Annotated in this window: 19 protein-coding genes; 16 read left to right on the top strand and 3 right to left on the bottom strand. The window is 58.9% G+C overall.

What is annotated here, in order from left to right; all coding sequences use genetic code 11:
- Window positions 1–50: 50 nt before the first annotated feature.
- The 11 genes from BW971_RS13595 to BW971_RS13535 all read left to right on the top strand — a co-directional run bounded on the left by BW971_RS13595 (window position 51) and on the right by BW971_RS13535 (window position 11,885).
- Window positions 51–755, top strand: coding sequence for a hypothetical protein (locus tag BW971_RS13595; RefSeq protein ID WP_143690370.1), 705 nt, complete (start codon window positions 51–53; stop codon window positions 753–755).
- Between the two features lie 115 nt (window positions 756–870).
- On the top strand, window positions 871–1,095 hold the full coding sequence (locus BW971_RS13590) for a hypothetical protein (protein WP_076480466.1): 225 nt from the start codon (window positions 871–873) through the stop codon (window positions 1,093–1,095).
- Window positions 1,096–1,117: 22 nt separating this feature from the next.
- Entirely contained in the window at window positions 1,118–1,435 is a 318-nt protein-coding gene (locus tag BW971_RS13585) for a hypothetical protein (protein WP_076480464.1), read from the top strand.
- Between the two features lie 415 nt (window positions 1,436–1,850).
- A complete protein-coding gene (locus BW971_RS13575) occupies window positions 1,851–2,930 on the top strand; it encodes an SHOCT domain-containing protein (RefSeq protein ID WP_076480461.1) in 1,080 nt (359 codons plus the stop codon).
- Window positions 2,931–3,003: 73 nt separating this feature from the next.
- Complete coding sequence (locus BW971_RS13570; RefSeq protein WP_143690369.1) at window positions 3,004–3,582, top strand: ParB N-terminal domain-containing protein; 579 nt, start codon at window positions 3,004–3,006, stop codon at window positions 3,580–3,582.
- Window positions 3,575–4,069 (top strand): DUF5681 domain-containing protein, encoded by a 495-nt coding sequence (locus BW971_RS13565; protein ID WP_143690368.1) that lies wholly within the window; start codon window positions 3,575–3,577, stop codon window positions 4,067–4,069. The genes BW971_RS13570 and BW971_RS13565 overlap by 8 nt, the downstream gene beginning before the upstream one ends.
- Complete coding sequence (locus BW971_RS13560) at window positions 4,026–5,234, top strand: terminase large subunit (protein WP_143690367.1); 1,209 nt, start codon at window positions 4,026–4,028, stop codon at window positions 5,232–5,234. The genes BW971_RS13565 and BW971_RS13560 overlap by 44 nt, the downstream gene beginning before the upstream one ends.
- Window positions 5,235–5,804: 570 nt before the next feature.
- Complete coding sequence (locus tag BW971_RS13550; protein ID WP_159441865.1) at window positions 5,805–6,536, top strand: translation initiation factor IF-2 N-terminal domain-containing protein; 732 nt, start codon at window positions 5,805–5,807, stop codon at window positions 6,534–6,536.
- Window positions 6,533–7,204 carry a hypothetical protein gene (locus BW971_RS13545; protein ID WP_076480452.1) on the top strand — a complete coding sequence of 224 codons (672 nt, stop codon included), beginning with the start codon at window positions 6,533–6,535 and terminating at the stop codon, window positions 7,202–7,204. Before BW971_RS13550 ends, BW971_RS13545 begins: the two co-directional genes overlap by 4 nt.
- 41 nt (window positions 7,205–7,245) lie before the next feature.
- A complete protein-coding gene (locus BW971_RS13540) occupies window positions 7,246–7,587 on the top strand; it encodes a hypothetical protein (RefSeq protein WP_076480450.1) in 342 nt (113 codons plus the stop codon).
- Window positions 7,584–11,885, top strand: coding sequence for a beta strand repeat-containing protein (locus tag BW971_RS13535; protein ID WP_076480449.1), 4,302 nt, complete (start codon window positions 7,584–7,586; stop codon window positions 11,883–11,885). The genes BW971_RS13540 and BW971_RS13535 overlap by 4 nt, the downstream gene beginning before the upstream one ends.
- Before the next feature lie 59 nt (window positions 11,886–11,944).
- Here the strand turns inward: BW971_RS13535 and BW971_RS21235 are convergent, their stop codons facing one another.
- Window positions 11,945–12,622, bottom strand: a complete 678-nt coding sequence (locus BW971_RS21235; protein WP_143690366.1) for a hypothetical protein — start codon at window positions 12,620–12,622, stop codon at window positions 11,945–11,947.
- Window positions 12,623–12,990: 368 nt separating this feature from the next.
- On the opposite strand from BW971_RS21235, the gene BW971_RS13525 reads away from it, so the two are divergent.
- The gene (locus BW971_RS13525; RefSeq protein ID WP_234974404.1) at window positions 12,991–13,599 is read left to right on the top strand and encodes an 8-oxoguanine DNA glycosylase OGG fold protein; all 609 of its coding nucleotides are present in this window, start codon (window positions 12,991–12,993) and stop codon (window positions 13,597–13,599) included.
- A gap of 27 nt (window positions 13,600–13,626) precedes the next feature.
- Here BW971_RS13525 and BW971_RS21230 read toward each other — a convergent pair whose 3' ends face one another.
- Both BW971_RS21230 and BW971_RS21225 read right to left on the bottom strand, forming a co-directional pair.
- A complete protein-coding gene (locus BW971_RS21230; protein WP_076480444.1) occupies window positions 13,627–14,790 on the bottom strand; it encodes a DUF4190 domain-containing protein in 1,164 nt (387 codons plus the stop codon).
- Between the two features lie 14 nt (window positions 14,791–14,804).
- Window positions 14,805–15,572 (bottom strand): hypothetical protein, encoded by a 768-nt coding sequence (locus tag BW971_RS21225; protein ID WP_076480442.1) that lies wholly within the window; start codon window positions 15,570–15,572, stop codon window positions 14,805–14,807.
- 247 nt (window positions 15,573–15,819) lie between these two features.
- Between BW971_RS21225 and BW971_RS13510 the strand changes: the two genes are divergently transcribed.
- The 4 genes from BW971_RS13510 (at window position 15,820) to BW971_RS13495 (ending at window position 21,768) form a co-directional block, all read left to right on the top strand.
- Window positions 15,820–16,956, top strand: coding sequence for a hypothetical protein (locus BW971_RS13510; protein WP_076480440.1), 1,137 nt, complete (start codon window positions 15,820–15,822; stop codon window positions 16,954–16,956).
- A gap of 50 nt (window positions 16,957–17,006) precedes the next feature.
- The gene (locus BW971_RS13505) at window positions 17,007–17,474 is read left to right on the top strand and encodes a restriction endonuclease (protein WP_076480438.1); all 468 of its coding nucleotides are present in this window, start codon (window positions 17,007–17,009) and stop codon (window positions 17,472–17,474) included.
- A gap of 52 nt (window positions 17,475–17,526) precedes the next feature.
- Window positions 17,527–19,419 carry a hypothetical protein gene (locus BW971_RS13500; RefSeq protein ID WP_076480436.1) on the top strand — a complete coding sequence of 631 codons (1,893 nt, stop codon included), beginning with the start codon at window positions 17,527–17,529 and terminating at the stop codon, window positions 19,417–19,419.
- 123 nt (window positions 19,420–19,542) lie between these two features.
- A complete protein-coding gene (locus BW971_RS13495) occupies window positions 19,543–21,768 on the top strand; it encodes a phage portal protein (protein WP_159441864.1) in 2,226 nt (741 codons plus the stop codon).
- Window positions 21,769–21,824: the final 56 nt, after the last annotated feature.

Below are 21,824 nucleotides of genomic sequence, written 5' to 3'. Positions count from 1 at the left end.
CCCATCCATGTCCGTTTCAGGCGTGGCGGCAGAGGCAGCGAGGAACGTCAGTGCGCAGTTATCGGGTGATGGTCGCGTTGTTGGCGGGCTTGTTCTCGCTGCTATTGGCTGGATGTGACGCGACGAAGTCAGCGACAGGCACGGTGGCGCAGGCCGTCGGGGGTGCGCCAGCGTCACCCGATGCAGTGGGTTGCCAACCGTACAGGGGGCCGAACCCAAGCGTGGATGGCTGGACGCAGATCTTTAGCGACATCACTGAAGCGGTGAAGGCAACTGATAGAAACTACGGATACCCGATTCCCCCCGACGGCGAACTGCCGACTGAGATTGCCCCAGACTTCATGAATTCGCAGATCGCTCCTGAGCTCCCTCATATACCTGCTGGCGCGATCCAAAGGCACTCCGAGTATACCTGCAGGTCGCTCCCGCACGATCAGGCGGCGTTGGATAACGGATACAGGCTTGTAGGCGATCTGAATGGTGTTACGACGGATTTGAGGAGCAAGCTCAAAGATGAACCACAGTACAAGAGCGTCGACTGGGACGCGCTCGAGCGTTCATTGCTGCAAATAGACGCTAAATACTCGGTCAGAACTACCTTTGGCTTTATCACTACCTGTCACGCGGTGCGCTCGATGGGAAACGGACAGACCGTCGCGCACGTCATGTCGAGTGGGGGCACTCCGGCGTCGGGGGATTCGCTGAAATACTATGTGGAAAGCGCCAAAATTCTTTGCCCAGACGTCGCGGGGTGACATACCTTAGGCAGGTCCCACCTCGGATACCATCAACGTCGACTCACAGTCATCACCGCAAGGTGGCCACACCTGCACGCCGGTCAAGATCGACAGCAGCGAGGACTTCGGTGGGGTGGCTGCCAGCGTGCGTGGCGAGTCGAAGGGGCTCGCGCAAGTCGAATTCACTGGGAAGCCGTCAGGGCTCGCCAAGGTGACGATAGGAACTGACCAGCTAACTGGCGGCGGGCACCCGCTCGCCGAGACGGTCAGCTCGGACACGCTTGGCTCGTCGGTGCCGCTGAAGTTCGAGGTCAGAGCGGACGACCCGATGACCATGATGTTCCTCTGCGACCACTGATCCCCAGCTCTACGCTGGCCAGATGTCCAAGACCTACCGCGTTCGCCCCGATGCCTATCGCGATCTACTTCGACCGCGCGGATTCGGGTACGAGGTGCTGATGGGGGAGCACCACCCGCGGAAACATGAGTTGCTGCAGAACTGGGCGGAGCTCGCCGAGACGATCGACATACTGGTTCGTAACGCCGGCCGCGAGTTCGGTTCGTTGGATGAAGCTGCGTTGGAGCTGTTCCAATACGCGTCGGGATTCGGCATGGGGATAGCCGAGCCGCTTCGTGACTTTGTGCTCTACGAGTGCTTGGTCGAGGTGGATGCGCCTACTGCTCTTGCGGAGGAGTGACCTGCGACGGCTCTAGTTCGCCGCCCCCTACGCCGTACCGCTTCTTCCGATGCTTAGGCACTGTGTAGTCGATCTTGGCCGACTTGTGCTCCTTGGCGTACTCGCGCAGCTCCGCCGCTCGTGCCAGGGGCGATATGGGCATGGGCGTCTGATCGATCTGGTACACGCGACCGGTCAGGTTGAGTTTGTCGTTCGAAGAGCCCATCATTCTACGGCGCACTATAAGGCCAAAGACGTTGCAAGTCAATGTATTTGCGTGTTTTCGCGTGACATTACCTGTCCCGTCAGGTTGTCCTTGGACGAACGGCGGCGTCGGTGACCATAAGCCCGCTAAGGTGCCTGTAACGAGTGAGCGGAGCCGAGCGACAGCAACGTCGGTGACCGCGTGTGGCGGGGTCGAGAAGGGGAGTGCACGGTGATTCAGCTCAGTTCGAAGGTCAAAGAGAAGAAGTCCGCCAAATGGCAGAGCGTCCTCGCGCCTGATCTCTACCAGGGCGAACTGATCTGGGCTTTCACTGGTGCGAGCCGCATGCGCCCGATCACCATGGGCATGGCGATCACGAACGCAAGGCTCATTGGGTTTAACGATACCGGCACGTCGACGGAGAAAAGGATTCTTGTCGAGGTGTTCGCCGACCAAATCCGCGATGTTCAGTTCACGACCAAGATGGGTACGACCTCGCTGCGCGTCAACACTGCCATCGAAGAGGTCAACTTCGGCGCGATCGACGCTTCAGAGGTGGACTTCGCACGTTATTACGTCGACTACCTGGCCAGTGCCGGCATCGCACCTGAGGTAACGGTGGGTATCAAGCAACGCAACGACGAACAGAACGAGCGGGACCAGGCGGCAAGCCAGCGGCTCAGAGACCGCGACAACGTGCAGGTGTTCGGGACAGCGATGAAGGACAAGTGGTGGGACAGCATCCATCGCCACTCGCACGATGGTGAGCTGCCGTGGTTTGTCATCAACTCGGGGATGGACGGCCTGTTGGCGGCGTTCGAGGACCGTCTACTGATCAGCAAGACGGGCGCGATGGCGAGTTGGATGGCTGGGTCGCTCGGGGGAGGGCGCGAGACCATCTTCCCCTACTCGGACATCACGAACATCGAGTACAACGGCGGCTTCATGAACGGCGTACTGGAGGTGCTGACTCCTAGCTACCAGGGCACCGCCAACCATGACTTCTGGAGGTCCAGCGGCAAATCCAGAAACAGTGCGTCTGATGACCCGCGCACTCTCTCGAACTGCCTGCCGCTACTCAAGTCCGTCTACCAGCAGGCTCAACCACGACTCAACGAACTCCATCGCAAGATGGCTGAGTCGAAACGCCCGCAGGTAATTGTTCAGCAGTCCGCGCCGGCGACCACCGCCGCAGAACCGGCCGGCATCGCCGCGCAGATCGAAAAGCTTGCCGACATGCATCAGCGCGGCTTACTCGACGATGACGAATTCAAGGCCGCGAAGCGCGGACTCATCGCGAAGCTCGGATGACTGTAGTCTCGATGAATCTATAACAGCTCATTAGTCTGGATTTATCGGTGCGTTTGTGCATAAATAAGTGCAGATGACGCAGTTCACGATCCACAACCTAAAGGGCACCGAAACGCTTGACTACCGCAAGATCAAGCCGCTTCAGGGCAACCTGAAGGATCTACGCAAGGTCAACTACGACAAGCTCAAGAACTCGTTGCTCGACAACGGTTTCACCTTCCCTGGACTCGTATGGAAAGACCCCCAGGGACAGTGCTGGGCGCTCGACATGCACCAGCGCCTCAGGGTGATGAACCGAGAAGACATGAACGACAACGGCAGCTATGAGATCCCGGTGGTCTACATACCGGCGCGGAACAAGCAGGAAGCAAAGAAGAAGATCCTGCTCGCAACCAGCCAGTACGGCACGATCACCCAAGAAGGCTTCGACGAGTTCACCGCGGACCTACCCGAGTTCGAGTACAAGGACACCAACTTCGACGCCCTGGCGTTCGGCACGAGCAACGAGGCCGCCAGCGACACGGACAGCACGCCGGCACCCCAGCCGACCATCACGGTGAAGTTCGACAGCATCGAGAACCTCGACGCGGCGCTCGACGACATCCGTGAGGTAGCGGAGCCCGCGGGCGGGAAAGTGGTGGTCAATGGGTAACAACACCTCGGGCAACGGGACGACTCAGTCAACTGCGGTCTCATCTGATTCAGGCGCTCAGCAGGCTAAAAAGCCGAATGTCAAGACTGATCCGATGGTTGGCAAGGCGACACAGTTCAAGCCTGGTCAGAGCGGCAACCCTGCCGGCAAGAAGCCGGGAACGCGCAACTTCAAGACCATCGTCCGTGAGCTGCTTGAAGACGGCGGTATCGACTGGAACAAGGTTCCTGTCAAGAACGCCAAGGAACTCGAGAAGAGGTTCGGCAAGCGGGGTGGTGAAGCGTTGACCTACGTCATGTACGCCAAGGGCGTGGCTGGTGACGTTCCGGCCTCGAAGCTCGTGCACGACTGGGCGTATGGCAAGAGCGTCGACATTACGAGCGGCGGTCAATCTCTGATGCCCATTGCGCTCGATGCCGCCGTTCTAGCGAGGATGCAGCAGGGTGGCGCAGCTCCACACGGCACAACGACAGATAGCGAGCAGTAGCGCCCGTTTCAAAGTGCTGCGGTGTGGACGACGGTTCGGCAAGACCACCTACGCAGCCGAGGAGATGAAGGGTGCGTGTCTGTTCGAACCCGGGCCCGTTGCTTATTTCGCAACAACTAGGGACCAGGCGCGCGACATCATGTGGGCCGACTTGCTGAAGGAGTGCCTCGGCACCGCGAACTACGTGGCGCACAATGAGCAACGACTCGAAGTGACCTTGCGCCGGCCAGATGGCACGACGAATCACATCCGCCTGTTTGGCTGGGAGAACATCGAGACCGCCCGTGGCAAGAAGTACAGCCTGGTGGTGCTCGACGAGCTCGACTCGATGCGTGCCTTCGAGAAGCAGTGGCGTGAGATCCTCCGCGCGACACTAGCGGACTACCGCGGCCGCGCGCTGTTCATGGGCACGCCCAAGGGGTACAAGTCGCTCTATCGGCTGGAGAAGCTGTCGAAGACGAACACCAACTACGCGGTGTTCCACTTCACCAGCTTCGACAACCCGTTCATTGACCCGGACGAGATCGAAGAGATGCGCGGCGAGATGTCGCCATCGCAGTTCGCGCAGGAGGTGCTGGCCGAGTACCACAAGATGGAAGGGCTGATCTACGAGGAGTTCGACCGCGACAAGCACATGGTGGCGTGTCCATTTGTCCCTGTCCGGTGGGGGTTGTCCATCGACTTCGGCTACAACCACCCGCTGTCCGCCGGCATCTTCGCCATCGGTGCAGACAACAGCATTCATCTCGATCGGATGTTGTACGAGCGCAAGTTGAGCAACGAGCGGCGCAACGAAAAGATCCGCGACCTGATCGGGGATACACGGCTCGACGTACAGGTCGGCGACTCCGAAGACCCGCTGGCGATCGACACGCTCAACACCGCCCTCGGGCTCAAGATCCAGCCCGTGGTGAAGGGCTCGGGGTCAGTGCTGGAAGGTCTGAACAAGTGCATCTCGCAGCTGCACCAGGGCCGTTTGACCATGGATCCCAGTTGCGAGGATTTGGCGTGGGAGAAGGAGAACTACAGCTGGAAGCTCGACAAAAACGATCAGCCACTCGACGAGCCGGTCAAGGAAGACGACGACGCCTGCGACATGGAGCGGTATGCGGTGATGACGATCCTGGGACGCCACAAGTCAGGGTTCAGGGTGAGGACGGCGTAGCGAGCCAATAAGCTGTTGCAATGGCTGAGTACGCAGTTCGATTGGTTGATGATAATGGGCGCGAACGGATTTCGGAGAGTGTAGAGCGACCACCGAACGCTGAGAAGCTTATGAACGATATGGCTACTCAAGGCTGGCGGGTGATGGCTGTTACTCCGGGAAGCATGGCTGCCACGCCCTGCGCCCTCTACATCACCTTCGAACGAGGCCGGATATGACGCAGTTGTGATAATCCTTCGGTGCCTCAGTTGTCGGGCTTGGTCTGGCCGCTCTTCTTGGCGCAGTCGGGGCATAGGGTCGCGCTCCACGTGCCAGTGTGGCTCGTGCCGCACTGGCTGCAGGTGAGCGACTTGGACTTGGCCATGATGATCCCCGATCGTTTGGACCCTGCGGATGCGCGGGTTAAGTCAACCGTATGGCGGGCCGCGCATGGGTGGGTGCCGATCGATCGGGGGACAGCCGCAGGGATCGTTAGCCAACGAACTAGCTGCCGCTCAAACTGATCGCACCTGGTGGTGGAAAGGACGGGCCGCGGTAACCTGGAGGCTCTGGTCACCGTGGGAGGCTGTGTTGGCAGAGTGGGAAGCGGTGTTGTTCGCCGTCGAACGCACGATGCTGGCCCCTGGGATAGATAGCTTCTTGACCACCGTCGTTGGGTATGACTGGATAGACCTGCTCGCGGACTTGGATCGCAAGGCCGCAGAGCGTCGACTTGCAACGAGACCCAGCAATAACAGTCGCCAGTACAACCGACGCGACGTGCAGGACGGATTGCGGCTTCTCACGCACGATCGATTACCTGCGTCGGCGCGTAACGCACTGCGTAAGGCATTACCGTCTAAGGCTCAGGGATTGGCATTCGAACTGCGAGCTTATCGAAACGATCTCCACCACAATAATGAGCTGCCGCTTGAAGAGATATATCGAGCACTAGACACGAGCGAGCGCCTTCTACTTGCTATGAACCAGGATGGTTTCGCGCTCAAGGTGAAGGCGCATAGGCTGGCGCTAATTCAGGAATTCTTAGACACGAAGACGTCAAAGAATGAAGCGGCAGAGGAACATACGCAAACGCCGCCGGCGCAACCGGGCATTCAATTGCGCGAAACCTCAACAGAGCCCGAACATCAGGGGCGATCACGGATCCACGAACTCGCAAAATCTTTCGGGGTTACATCCAAGGTGCTTCTGGACCAATTTGCAATTGAGGGAATGTTCGTCAAGTCGGCGACTTCGACAGTGTCTGCCGCTGATGCCCGACACATAGCGGCGAGGTATTACCCAGACAAACCCGTGCAATGACGATTTTTCCTGTAGAGATCTGGGGCACCGTCGCAGCATGGATCAGCGCCGTCGGAACCACGGGGTCGGTAGCGGCGGCGGCGGGGTACTACATCTACGACAAGCGGATTGAAGCGAAGTCGCAGGCACGGCACATCCGCATTCGACTTGAGAAGCGGGACACGGGCTTCGCCGTGGCGGTCTGGAACTACTCGGACAAGGCAATTTACGATCTTTACGCCGAATCTCAGGCGAAGACGCTTGAAGAAGTCGTTGTATTTGGCGAAATTATTAGATTTGACCTTGAAAACAGGAAAATTAAGCGACTCGGCCCCGATCAATACGATGAGATTGCGGAGAGTCTAAAGCATCTGCCGTTTTTGGGTCGAATGGATATGGAAGGCCGTGATAATAGTATCGGACCGGGTGAGAAAGCGGAATTTCTGTACACCGTTGAAATGAGCGGCGCGGCGCGGTATTACGTGGGCTTCCGTGACTCAAATGCTAGGGCATGGCGATTAGAATATTCGGAGGCAATGGGTCACACCAGGTCGCATCTTTCTAAGGATAAGTTAATTACTTATGAACATCCCACTAATATGGCCTTGCGGTTACACCCACGCAAATATAAGAAGCATCGCGACCGTCGCAAATCGGTTCGCAAGTGGGTCAAAGAACAACAAAAGTAGCGTTTCGATTATCGGTAGTCGATGATATATTCAAGCTAGATATGACAGCTGGCATTTACAACCTCACGATCGAACAGGGCACCACGGCGCGGTTCAAGTTTCGCTGGACCGATGACGGAAACCAGCCCGTCGATCTGACCGGTGCGACCTGCCGGATGCAGTTGCGGCGTTCTAAGTCCCTCACCTCGGCACTGTTGAGCGACGTAACTCAGTACCTGACTGCGGTTCCGCTGGACGGCTCGGTCTACCTGGAGATCCCGGACACTGTCACCCTCAACTACACGTTCAGCTCGGCACACTACAGCCTGCGTGTCGACCGCCCCGGCGACAAGAAGCGCCTGATCGAGGGAGTGGTGGTGATCTCTGCGGAGACCACCGCATGAGTGAGCACGTCACCGTCACCCAGTCGTCGGACAAGGTCGTCGTCACCGAGGAAGGCAACGTCACCGTCGTCACGGTCAGCGCCGGCTCGGCACTCGTTCCTGATGCCAGCACCACGGTGAAAGGCAAGATCAAGCTCGCCGGCGATCTCGGCGGCACGGCTGACGCCCCAACCGTTCCCGGACTCGCGGCCAAGGCGAGCAAGACGTACGTCGATACCCAAGACACTTCAGTGGCGACGGCCGCGGCAGCAGCACTCGCGGCGCATACCTCCCGCACGGACAATCCGCATGCGGTCACCAAGTCGCAGGTCGGCCTTGGCAGTGTCGATAACACCAGCGACGCGAGCAAGCCCGTCAGCACCGCCACACAGACCGCCCTCGCAACCAAAGTCGACGTCGTTGCCGGCAAAGGCCTCTCTACCAACGACTACACGACGGCCGAGCAGTCCAAGCTCGCCGGCATAGCGCCTGGAGCTACGCAGAACGCGTCTGACGCGGCATTGCGGGACAGGTCGACTCACACAGGCTCTCAAGCCATATCGACCGTCACGGGGCTTCAGACGGCGTTGGACGGCAAGCAAGCCGCGCTGGGCTTCGCACCCGAGAACCCGGCGAACAAGGGCGCTGCCGGTGGCTACGCAGCGTTGGACGCCACCGGCAAAGTCCCCGCGGGCCAACTCCCGAGTTACGTCGACGACGTGCTGGAGTACGCCAATCTCGCGGCCATGCCAGCAACGGGGGAGACCGGCAAGATCTACATCGCGCTCGACACGAACTTCGAGTACCGCTGGTCAGGTACGGCCTACATCCGACTGGTCGCGAGTCCCGGTTCGACCGACGCCCTGGCCGAGGGCACGACCAACCTCTACTTCACCAGCGCCCGCGCCAGTGCCGCCGCACCGGTTCAAAGCGTGGCGGGCAAGACGGGCACGGTGACGCTCGGCAAGAGCGACGTCGGGCTAGCCAGTGTCGACAACACCTCCGACCTCTCCAAGCCCATCAGCACGGCAACACAGGGGGCGCTCGACACGAAGGTGCAGCTCGGGGGAGATCTGGGCGGGACAATCACTGTGCCGTCAGTCAGGAACGTGGCGAAGGTCAACAACGTCATCGATTTCGGGGCAGTAGGTAACGCCAAGAAGTACACCGACGGAGCCATCACTGCGGGGTCGAGCACATTCACCTCCAGTAGCGCCGGCTTCACCGGTGCCGACATCGGCAAGGTCATCATCGTGCTGAACGCTGGAGTAGCCGATCCGTCCACGCCGTGGAACTACGGACTGACGGCGACGATCAGCACAGTAACCAACGCCACGACCGTCACGCTCTCGACGGCGGCAACAGCCTCGGTGAGTGGTGCCACGTTCCACTACGGAACCGACGATTCGACCGCGTTCAATGCGGCCTTGGCGTCGACGGCGTCGAGCAAGGTTCACATTCCCGCGCGCAGATACATCTTCGGTAGCAACCTGACGCCAGCGTCGAACACGCTCATCGAGGGTGCCGGGTACAACAGCTTGCTCATCTTCGGTTCGGGCAAGGGCTTTGCCATGGACAGCAAGAGCAACGTGCAGTTCTCGAACTTCCGTACCGACTCATCGAGCCACAACTACAACGACTTCCTGTTCGACATCTACCGCTGCAACAGCGTCACCGTCCGCGACTGCTACCTCACCAACATTGGTGGCTTCGGCATCTTCACTCACACGTACAACACGACGTCGTCGGGCTTCTGGTATTTCAACAACCTGATCGACGGGCTGGGCGGCAATGACCTCATCGGCGGAGGCACGAACGACTCAGGGGCGTCATCCGTGCTCAAAGACATGCACATCTACGGCAACACCATCACCCAGGACGCCGCCAGCGGCCATCAGTACAGCGCGGCTATCGACATCGTCGGTATCTACCGGGTGACGTACTCGGACAACAACACCGAGGGCGACATCTTCTTCGGGTTCGAGCAATGGCCGAATGCCCTTTCGAAGATCGTCAACAACACGGTCAAGAACGCCAAGAACAAGACGTGGGGCACGATCACGATCAACGGGAACTCATCATCGACTGCCAGCGAGGGCTCCGACCTCATCGCGGGCAACGTCACTGAGAACTCGCGCATATATGTCAACGGGCCGTCCGGTTCGATACGAACCTACCGAATCGCCATCAACGACAACATCGTCAACGCCCAGAGCACTCCTTCGGCTGCAATCACCGCCAAGTACTGCTCGCTCGGGTCGATCATGGGTAACGTCACCCGCTACTCCGGTGTCGGAATCCTGCTCGACAACACGGATCACTTCAACGTCGTCGGTAACAACATGATGGATCACGTCACCTACGGGATCCAGGAGCAAACCGGCAACAGTAATGTGGTGTCGCTCAACCAATTCCTGACGTCGTCGGTACCGACACCAATCAGCAGCGTATCGAGCTCCACGATCGTCAAGAACAACCATGGCCTCAACCCTGAACTGCTGAACGCCATCGGCAGCGTGTCGACGTCGACGACCGTCAACCGCAATGCCGGCCGCACGCAGTCCATCACCCTCACAGGCAACGCGACCATCACGTTCGCCAGTTGCCTCATACCGGGTGAGACGCTGACGCTGCAATACACGCAGGACGCGACTGGCAGCCGGGTGCCGACCTTCTCATCGAACGTGAAGCACGCCAAGAACTCGTTAGTGCTCTCTACGACAGCCGGCGCTATCGACTTCGTCGACTACATGTGGGACGGCACGTACTGGCGCGAGACGGGTCGCGCCCTGTCGTACGCAGAGACCGCCCCACCTTCGGGCACTGCTGGCGGCGACCTATCTGGTAGTTACCCGAACCCAACCGTCCCTGGACTCGCGGGCAAAGAGCCGACCGTAACGGCTGGCACGACCAGCCAGTACTACCGGGGTGACAAGACCTGGCAGACGATGGATAAGACGGCCGTGGGGCTCGCGAACGTCGACAACACCAGCGACGCGACGAAGAACAGCGCTGTTGCCACGTTGACCAACAAGACACTCGGTAGCACAACGTTGTCCGACGGGGCAACCGTCACACTCGGAACGACGACAGGTACTCAAATAGCAACGGCGACGACCCAGAAGCTGGGCTTCTTCGGTGCCACTCCTACAGCTCAACCATCGGCCAGTACTGATCTGGGTGTTGCCCTGGCCGCCCTCGGCCTTCGCGCCAGTGGGTCATACACCATCTCGACGGGCGGCACGGCGTCGTTCACTGGGCTGCTGAACGGTGGCAACTACCAGTCCGGGATCAACACGATTACGGGCGCGACGACGCTTGGGCTGACCTACGGCGGCGAGACGAACTACTGCAACGCGTCATCGGGCGCATTCACCGTGACGCTGCCAGGGACAACTACTCCTGGGTACCGATTCACGATCAAGAAGATCGACTCATCGGCCAACGCCGTGACCATTGCCGGCACCATCGACGGGGCGACGAACTATGTGCTCGCTACCCAGTACGACTCGGTCACGTTGGTCAGCACCGCGACGAGCGGCACGTGGTACACGCTGCGCGCGCCAGTGTCGGGCCTGGTTCCGATCGCCAACGGCGGTACCGGGTCGAGCACCCAGAACTTCGTCGACCTGACGACCGCCCAGACAGTAGCGGGCAGCAAGACGTTTACGAGTGAGCTGAAGGCCAACGCCGCGATCACCCTGGCGAACAACCAGGTCATTCAGTCGTCAAACGCGGCGGGCAGTTTTGTGTCCCTGTTCCGAATCAATACCGGAACAACACCCGACATTCACCTAATGCCTGACCTGACGACCTCAAACTTCTCGACGGTCTACTTCGGCTACAACTCCGGCCTCAAGTTCCAGTGGGGTGGTGGCACGACAAAGATCGACTCCGTCGTGTTTGACACCGCCAACGGCACGACGATCAACGTTGCTGGCAGCACCAAGGTGAGGGTGAACTCGGTTGGTCTGTATGCGGGAGGGAATGTCGCGGCCACCTCGACTCTGCAATCCGGCGGTTCTTTCGCCACCGCCTTCACCGCCAAGACCGCTGCCTACACCCTCACCGCGACCGACTCAGTCGTCTCGGGTGACACCACCTCGGCAGCCTTCAACCTGACGCTCCCGGACGCCTCGACCTGCACCGGCCGCCAGTACACCCTCAAGCGCATAAGCGCCGGCTCGAACAACCTGACCGTAGCCACGAGTTCCTCGCAGACGATCGACGGGGCTTCGACGTATGTGCTGAATGCGCAGTGGAAGTTCGTGGTGGTGGTGAGTACGGGGAGCGGGTGGTTGGTTGTGGGGGGTAATTAAGCTACTCCAAGCAATTTCCCGTGATACCCGCTACGGGTGTCCAATGCCGACGCACAGTCTTACTCTTGTATAGTTGCCTTATCAAGATTCGCTGGATCGAACCATCCCGGCCGATCTTTCTCGATTGTCTGAGTCTGACGCCACTCACCAGATTTTCTGTCGCGAGTCTCGTCATATTGGTAGACTTGAATTGTGTTGCCACCGTGGAAAATCCCAGTGGTAGCAATTAGTACCGTCGGGCGGTCATCTGAGTCTATTGTCAGGCCGTTGTTCTCATAGTGACCATTGTCGAACCGCTTGGACGACACAACTACTTCTGGATCGGATTGCACTTTCCCTTTGCTGATGTCAGCGCTCATCGCGCTATACAGCTCAGTTTCGGGCTGAATCGCCAAGCCGATGTCGCTTAGCGCCTGTCCCTTGTCTGAGTTCGTTTGTAGCCATACGCCCTGAGCAAAGTTTCGATCAATGATCTGCTGCGGTGTCATATTGACTGAGGAGTTAGTTATTGGCGCAGTTTTGATATTGTAATCTCCCCATCCCAGTTGTACGAGCTTCGCGTCAATTTGCGCTGGCAGGCTTCCTTTTGCGGCGTCAAACCGACGTTGTGCATTGACCGCTCCTGCACTCAATGTGATAGTTGGCGACGATGACTGGGCGATGCCCGTCGAAGACAGGCCCAACGCCGCGTTACCCGCATCCTCGGCCTTGTCGGCGTCATCGAACTGCTTGCTCATAGACCAGGCCCCATACGCCGCGCCCAGGACTACGACCACAGCGACGATGACGATGGCTAGGCGGTTGCGACTGCTCTTGGGCTGCGATGACTGAGCCGGGTTGGCTACCGGTCCACCCGACTCATTGAGGCTCTCTTGCAATGGGTTGCTCCATTCCGGGTGCGCCCTGAATAAGGGCAGCGGTCATCCACAAAGGTGATGGATGAAGCGTGCCCGGGAGAGACCGGGATGCGGAAGCAGCTGTTCGGACTACATGGTTGGCCACCAAAGACGTCCATAGTGGCGCATTTGTAATTGTTGTTAACCTCGACCCCATGACAGTCCCACCAAATCTATTCCCAGATGGCGTAGTACCCGGACGTGACTGGGTGCTCGACCAGGCCATCAAGTTCGACCCGGCGCTTATCGCCGCCAGGCTGCCCAGTACCGATCTGCTCCCCGTGGAATTTGATGATCTGCCGCAACAGGGGAAGTACCGGGTTATCGCCCGGCGTGACGTATTCAGAATCGCCGAGCAGCGCCACGTGTCGGATGATCCGCTCGCTGCCGCCCAGTTGCACGTCGCCGCGTGTGCATGGGGAGCCGGAACCGGCGGTCAGAATGTCGCACGGGCACTAAAGCCATTCCATGACCCGGAAGCTGAGGCGAAGCTGGCGAAGGCACTCCAGGTTCTGCGAGGCGAAGGTCCGGTAAGTGCTTACCGAGCGCTGCAGGGCCGCTTGAAGATCAGTGGCCTCAACTCGGGGTACTTCACCAAGTTCCTCTACTTCGGCGGTTACGGATCAAAGCCCCAGCTCGGGGAGCCGCTGATCTACGACAGCAACGTGGTTGACACGCTCAACTACCTCAAGGTCGGGGAGTGGGTCGAACGCGGCCCGGCCGACATGTACGGGCGCTACCTGGATCTGGCGAACGACTGGGCCGCGGAGCTGGGTACGTCGCCGGACGTTGTGGAGCGACGGCTGTTTGGTAGATAGAGATTGAGTGCCGACACCCGCTTACGGCTAATCAATCTTCAGGTCGGCCAACTTCTCGATGTAGTACGGCTGGGACGGGGCCATGTAGTCACGTTGTTGATTAGGATCAACCACCTGTACCAGAACATACATGTTGTTCTGGGGATTTGTCCCTCGCTGCTTTTGGAACGTGTACTGAACAATGTCTGCAGTGATTGGGTTGCGCGCAGTTAAGATGATTGTTTTCTCGCCGCTCGGTTCTACCGACTGGAATTGCGTGTGCTGAAATATTACCGAGTGGTCGACGACCTCGTACTTGCCTTCGTTTTCCCGTTGAGACTGGCTGATCTGTTGCGCGATGAAGTCCGAGAAGGCTAAGTGGCTGGGGTTTCTCACATCGTTGGCGTAGGGCGGGGAGTCTGCAGTGCGCTTGTCAACTGCGGCATCTAGAAGTTTTACCCCCTCGGCATAATTTGTTTCTCCATAGGACATGATTGTTTGGAGATTGATTTGCCACTGTTCCAGCACGTGTTTGGCCAGGTCGTCTGCATTGTCGCTGTCGGACGGTTCGCGGACCAGGTAGTCCGCGCCGAACAGTTGCTCGGCACTCGAGCTTTCTCCGCTATTGAACATAGGCACGGCGTACTCCACCGCTTGTTCGCGGCTCGCGAATGATGAACTGCTGCTGGTCGGAGCACTACCGCTAGTCGACTCACTAGGCGAGTCGTCGCTCACAGAGTCGGGCGCGCTCGTAGTCGTCGCAACTGCATCGTTAATGCTGCTTACCGCACTGCTAAACGCCATCACGGACGCGATGATGGCGATCAGTGCAATCGCGGTGAACGCGTATCCGATGATCAAGCCGGCCAATGCGAGTCCGCGGCCGCTCTCATTGCGCTTCTTGATCTGAGACAGCGAGATGTGTCCGAGGATGATGCCGACCGGCGAGATGACCAGACCGCATATGAGCGCTGCAACTGCGAGGTCGTTGGTCTTGCCGGGTGCCGTAGGCGTTACCGCGGTAGCTGCTGGCTCGGGTGACTGATTCGGCTCTGACTTCGTGCCTTCGGCCGGCGTCTCATCGACCCATAACCGCCATCCCTTGGGTGGATCCGGCCATGACGGGTCAGGTACCCAGTTCGGTGGCGGAGTCCAACCGTCGACGGGTTTGGGCCAGTTCGGCGGAGGATTGAAGCGTGCGGTGCCCGTCATTCGCTGCCGTTGCCCTACTGCCACATGTCCGGGTGCGGAGCCTGGTCGTCGTACGTCTTGGGCTCGTGGCGCGGGGGACTCGGGTATTGCGATTGGGCGTTGCTCGCGAAGCCGGTGGCCGGTGCTTGCTGCGGGTAACCGACCGAGGGGTAACCGGTCGTCGGCTGAGGTGACTGCGCCGGGTAGCCCGCGGCGGGCGTGGCATTCGTGGGGTATCCAACCGACGGAGCCTGCTGCGTCGGGTATCCGACGTTCGGCTGTTGCGGAGCGGGTTCGAGGGCGGCAGGTGCTCCGGGCGCAGCCGGCGCGCTCGACAGGTTCTTCATGGCGCGGCTCATCTTCACGGTGAGCGTGAACGCGATCGCCGCTACTGCGGCGTTGACGACCATGAGCGTGCCGTAGGTGCCGGCTCCGGGCAGGTGTACCGATGTGCCGGCGAAGAGGTTGTTCGCGGTGTTCAGCGTCGATAGTGCGATGACGTTGCCGATCGTGCTGAGCACTGCCAACACTCCTGCGACCAGTGCAATGCCCCAGGTGGCCATGTTGTGCGCGAGCTTGGTGCCGATGGCGACGAAGAGGTAGGCGATGGCGATCCACATGGCCCAGACGAACAGGGTGGAGACGACGCGGGCGGCTGCCGAGTCGTAGAACACGCCGGTCAGGATCATGGAGAGCACGACGCCGCCGGCATAGATGCCGATGACCCATGGCACGTCGTTCTTGCGTCCCTGCTGCACGATCGGCACGGTCTTGAGCAGTTCACCGCGTGCGCCAGCGGCCATGCGTTGTTCGACGGGCTGTGAGAATGGGCCACCGGACATTATTCCTCCACGAGTTTCTGTAACGCTCAGGAACAAATATTCACACGCGAAATTCGAAACTCTCCAATCGCGCCCGAAAAAGCACCCGTTTGGACTACACGACGCGTCGTGTAGTAATTGGAAGGTAAATTCAAGTTACTGATCCATGCGAACGAATGACTGCCGGCGATGGTCGGAACCGCAAGGCACGCAGGGCCGTCGGATCGCCATGACAGAGACCGAAGCCATGCCTGACCACGTCCATCGCGCGCTGCTCATGACGCTGGCGCTGCAGCGATGGGGGCTGGGTGGGGTGCGATGGCCATGCTTGGACCAGCCGAGTTGCCAACACCGACACGTACAGATCGACATCGCCTGGGTGCGCCACAGTTGCGCCGCGATCTGCACGGACAATAATCGCTTCATGCGATCCCCTCGCTCCATACTCGGCAACATGCTTGCTTCACCAGCTCGCCTCGAGTTCGAACGTGAGTTTCATAATCGAGACATTGATTTAGTTGTGCTGATAGCTGGGACCCTCGCGGTCTTCATGTCGGCGGTTTCGATTGGACTCGGCCTCGTATACGACGCTCAGGACTTTGTAGTCGGCATCCTTTCTACGCTCGCTCTCATCGGACCAGGGATCGTTGTTCCCACGCTAGTGCTACGGCGTGTTAAAGACAACGTTCGCGACTACCATGTTACCTACAATTTGAGATTTTTGCTCATCGAGATTATCAATACACAGAGCGTTCTGATATTGGCGTTTGACAGGCTAGGCATTCCGCGGGGGTCAAGACTTCAAGAAGCTGTCACGATGAATCAAGTTCTTGCAAGCGGCGGCATTGGCGGAACGGATATGAGGCCAATTGTTCTCCATTTGTACAAATTGTTAAGCGAGGCCATTTCCGCGTTGAACGACTTCGTGGAGGAAACAGTGAGCTCGGAGAACATCGAGCACTCGCGCGCGTTCAATCCCGCAGGTGACCTCGTAATCTACGATCCTGGAAATCTTCTAATGCGAGTGAAAGCTATCAACGAGGACATTCGATGCGACGCCGCAATGTGGAACTGCTACACAGCGCAAGCTTATGCTGAAAGCATAGGTTTAGATTTCTACTTTGTAAAAGTGGGCGATGGCGAAAATGCAAGGAATAAGGTAAAAGTCTACGTCGGAGCCAAGAACATCTCAGCAATGATGGGGTACGCACAACGGTGGCCGGAGTTCGATATACGAGTATCGTCTGTCGAGTACGCTCGTCTTTTGAAGGATACAGTCGCGTATGTTAACACAATTTTGCGCGGCGTAATGATGCGAGCTCCTCACTTGACGGGCGAAGCGCCAGATGAGGAAGGCTCTTCCTGACGCGAATTCAGGTACAACAACCTGTTGTTTCGTGCTTTATTACACGCAGGATGAACTACATCACTTCCGCCCACCAAGCCGAGCTTAACGCCGCCGCCAAGATGCGCGAGTGGGGGTTCATTGACGCGACTGCCACGACAGGCGGATCCGATGGCGGTATCGACGTGCGGTCGCGCAAGGCGCTGGCGCAGGTGAAGTGGCGCGGGGGAGTCGCCGGCAGACCCGATCTCCAGCTTCTTGTGGGTGCTCGCGGTACTGACACTGACAAGCAACTCATGTTCTTCGCTGCCAGCGGTTACAGCAAGCAGGCGGTGGAGTACGCCAAGTCGATGGGCATCGCGCTGTACACGTACGACCCCACTGGAGCCGTCCAGGCGGTGTCCGGCAGTGCGACGCGACCAACGAGCTGGTCTGTGCCGTGGAGACCCTCAGAGCGGCTGCAAACGGGTCTGCTGCTCATCGTCGGACTGCTGGCGGCGCTGGTATTGATGTCGCTCGTTTGGACTACGAACGGGTAGTGGGACGGACAACGTCTGAAGTATGTCGGTGTCTGACGGCAGGATCTAGCGCATGAACTTGCAAGACCTGATGGGCAGCTCGAACAACAACGAACCGCGAATTGTCCAAAGCCGAGATGTTCCGTCAATCGAGGCGGTCGACCAACGCCAGCGTCGTGAGTTGCTTGCTAAAGTCAATACGGCTGCTTCCCTGGTCAAGGTCTCCCGCCTTCTGGCGAAGCTAGACCTCTCTGTGATCTCGCATACCTACGCAGACGTTGAGCGTGCTTTCGCGGCGACCGTCAGCGCCGAGGTGCGATCCGAGACTGAGCCACTCATTACAGCCGGTAACGCGCTACTCCATCCGGTGTCGTTACTCGGGGCCATCAAGGAGGTGATCGCGTTCGGCGGATCCGAGGATGCGCCAACGATCACTGACGAGCAATTGCTGCAGCTCTTGCTCTCGGTGGCGGACGAGAACGAAGTGGCGTCTACACCACCAACGGGTGTGGATCGAGATGAGCAGGTGCGCTTCATCACTCTGTCGCACATGGCCCAACACTCAATGGTGTCAGGTGACCCAATCGAGTTTGCCGCCACCATTGCATGTGAGACCTGGCTCGCGGGCTGGTCCGAGCAAACGAGCAAGAAAGTGCGGGGCAGCTTAGAAGTTGACCCGGCAGCGCAGTGGGAGGCGATCACGGGCGTATCTCTCGATGACTATTTCGCACTGGGCTATGTCTTTTACAATCTGTGGCGTCGCGAGGGATTTAAGACGTTACATCCCGACTTCCTGCTAGATCGGGGTATTCCGTCTGCGGTTGTCGAGTTCCTGATTGAACGTTGCAGCCTGTCACTGTCCGAGATACGCGATCTCCTGCTCGACCAGGACGGAGACGAGGCAACCACTCCGTGGACGAGATACAAGCTCCAGCAGTGCCCCTTCGTGCGCTTGGAAGACGACACGCTCGTCCCCGTCAGATTCCAGTTTGTGGTTCAGCGCATCTTTGGCGACCACTTGTTTATGGAGTCCCACGACATGCTGAAACAGACGGACCCGAAGAAGGCGGACTATTACGCGAGCGCGATGCGCGACATCTTTGAGCAGAGGGTTGGCGAGGTACTGCAACGGATCTGTGAAGCGGACAACACCGGCGAGACCGTGCTAGTCACCGAGCAACAGATGAAGCGTGCATGGGGTAAAAGTAAAGGCCGACCTCCAAGCGTGTGTGACTTCGTTCTCTTTCGCGGTAACACCTGTGTCCTGGTAGATGCCAACATGCGATATCTCCCACAAGAGTTCGCCGAAGGAACCGCCAATTATCACGACTTCGAGAAGCAGATCGAAGAGCGATACACCAAAACTAAGTTTGGGCAGTTGCTAAGCACCGTCGATCTGCTGCTCAAGCACGGGTGGAACCGGACGGGTGCTCGCGTCACGAACCGAACACGGTTCGTTCCCTTTGTCGTGGCCCCGGACGCGGGCCTGCCAACCGATATGACCGTTGACTCGGCCATGTTCGTCAGAGCTTTCGAGCTGGTTAAAAGGTTCAACGTCAACCCGAGCTACTACCGGGTGTTCGTGCCGGGGGTACTGAGCTGGCGCAATCTGGCGATGCTTGAGGGTTACGCAGAGAAAAGTGGAAACATATTCCCGCTGTTACATAGGTGGCGTAACATCTTGCCAGTTGGCCAGCGGCTTCCGGTGCCGCTGCAGGAGTACATTGAAACGAACTATCCTGGGTCGACCGCCATGAGCCAGTATTTTCATCGCGTGGGATGGGACTTCTTCGAATACTTGATGAATTGCGCGTCGCAACTTCAGATCGAAGCTATGCCTGAGTCGCTACGCGAGGATGCGCGCCGACATGCGGAGGAGATGCGCGCTGCACGTCCGACGTTTGACAACCGCTTTGAGTCGCAGTTTCAAGACTGGCACGACCGATATAACGATCCGCTAGAATAATTAGGTATAAACAGCTACGTATATAATCACCCAGGTGCTATATTAAAGCCATATATGGCACAACCGCGGCAATCATTCCGAGTTAGTCTCGCAAACACTTTCTTCAAGCTCGGGAAGAGCCTCGTGCCAGCGCTGAACCCGACCGGTGGCCTGATGTTCCCCGGATCGGGTGGCCCACTCAAGCGCTACGACACCAAGGCCGAGCAGATCACGGCGTTGACCGGCTGGGTCTACACCGCCAACGGTGCCATCGCCGATCCGTGCGCGGCCGTTGAGCTCAAACTGTTTCGCAAGAAGAAGGACGGCACCAAAGTCGAGGTGGCGTTCGGTGACCCGGCCATGGAGATCATGGACCTGCTCAACAGTCCCAATGCGCTTCACACCGGCGAACAGCTGCGGCAGCTGCACTTCACCTACATGAATATCGTGGGGGAGAGCTACGTCTACATGCGCGGCTTGGACGGCAACCCGTTCATTCCGAGCAAGGGCAAACTGCCAGCAGCGCTCGACATCTTCCCGGCGCACATGACCGCTTTCCGCCTGGGGAGCAATTACAGCGACAGCACGGTGCACCTGGGTGAGCACGCCTACCCGATCCAGTCGATCATCCGCGACCTGAACCCCGACCCGTCGAACCCATGGCTCGGGCAGTCGATCGTGGCGGCGGCGGCGCAGACGGTGAACCTCGAAGAGCAGATGAAGACGGTCAACGAGATGCTCATGAAGAACGGGGCACGACCGAGCGTGGTGTTCCAGACCAACGAGCAGCTCGACGACTCGGTGTACGAGCGCTGGAAAAAGCAGTTCTTCGACGACTACACGGGCGTCATGAACAGCGGCAAGCCGCTCTTGATCGAGGCAGGCTCGGTGGTGCAGAACATGCTGTCACCGCGTGACCTGGACTACCTGGCCAGCCGCCGCTTCAGTCGCGACGAGATCCTGGCGATGTTCCGTTTGTCACCCGGCATGATCGGGCTGGTCGAGAACGTCAACCGCGCCAACCTCGAAGCCGGCTTCTACGTCAACGCCGTGGTGAACATCGTGCCGCGGGTCCGCCAGTTCGTGCGCCAGGTCAACGCGTCGCTCGTCGGTATCTATGATCCGTCACTTGAGCTCGATTTCGTGAACCCCGTACCGGAAGACGCCGATGCCAAGCGCGCGTACGTCGAAGGCGCGACGGACAAGTTCATCACCAAGGACGAAGCGCGTGCGATGTATGGGCTCAAGCCGCTGCCGGATGGACTGGGTGAACACATCATCGTGACCGGCAACGCCGTTATGTCGCTGGAGGATGTGCTGGCCGAGAAACCGCCAGTTGCACCTATGGCGGAGTCGGAGGACGAGCCACCGGAGGACAAACCCGGGAAGAAGCCACCAAGAGACGAATTGCCTGAGGACGAAGATGACCCCGATGATGATGACGAGCCCGCCAAGGCCATAGTTGCCAAGCCCCCTGGGCCGAGTTGGGCCGAGTTGCGTAAGTCGCTGAAGCTCGACGAGACCAAGGCGAAGGTGGAAGAGCATGTGCGCGAGTTGCGCGACGTGCGCGGCAACACGAAGGCCAAGGCGTACACCGAGCGAGCGTCGGTCTACGAGGAACACCTGATGCGGGCGACACGTGAGCAGTTCGACGCCCAGAAGCGTGAGTTGCTGACTCGGCTGGATCAGCTGCAACGACCGACCAAGGGCTATACCCGCAAGGACTGGCTGAACGACCTGGTTGACTGGGGTGGCTTTGACGGCAAGATGGCCACCGCGATCGAGCCGATACTGCGCCTGGTACTGAACGACACCGGCCGATCGGCCACCGGTGAGCTCGGCCGCGACCCCTCCCAGTTCAACCCCTATGCTGACGCGATCCAGCAGTACGTCAAGTCTCGCTCCGTCAAGATCGCCAAGGACGTCGACGATGAGACCGAAAAGCAACTGCGGGCTGCCCTCTCGCAGGGCATGCAGGCTGGTGCGACGTCGAGCGAGGTGAGCGCCAGTATCGAGAACATCATGGGCAACGCGTCCACCGTGCGTGCTGATCGCATCGCACGGACGGAAACCGCTAGGGCGCAGTCATATGCCGATGAACAAGCATGGGCACAAAGCGAGGTCGTCGAAGGTAAGGAGTGGTTCACGGCGGAAGATCACGTATGCGCGTTCTGCGAAGAGATGGACGGCAAGATCGTTGACCTGCACCAGAACTTCTTTGACAAGGGCGACGTGCAGACCGTCGACACCGTTGGAAAAGATGGGGAGCCGAAGGTTGCGAAGCTGGATTTGAGCTACGACGACATCATTGGGCCAAGTTTGCATCCGAACTGCCGCTGCACGCTTCTGCCCGTGCTCCAATCGAACTAAGCGTTCGTCGGCTTACTCAGCACAATTATCATTGTATTTATAACCGTGTTGTTTTA

The sequence above is a fragment of the Williamsia sterculiae genome (genome assembly GCF_900156495.1).
GTDB lineage: Bacteria > Actinomycetota > Actinomycetes > Mycobacteriales > Mycobacteriaceae > Williamsia_B > Williamsia_B sterculiae.
This window is presented reverse-complemented; position numbering and strand designations above follow the sequence as displayed.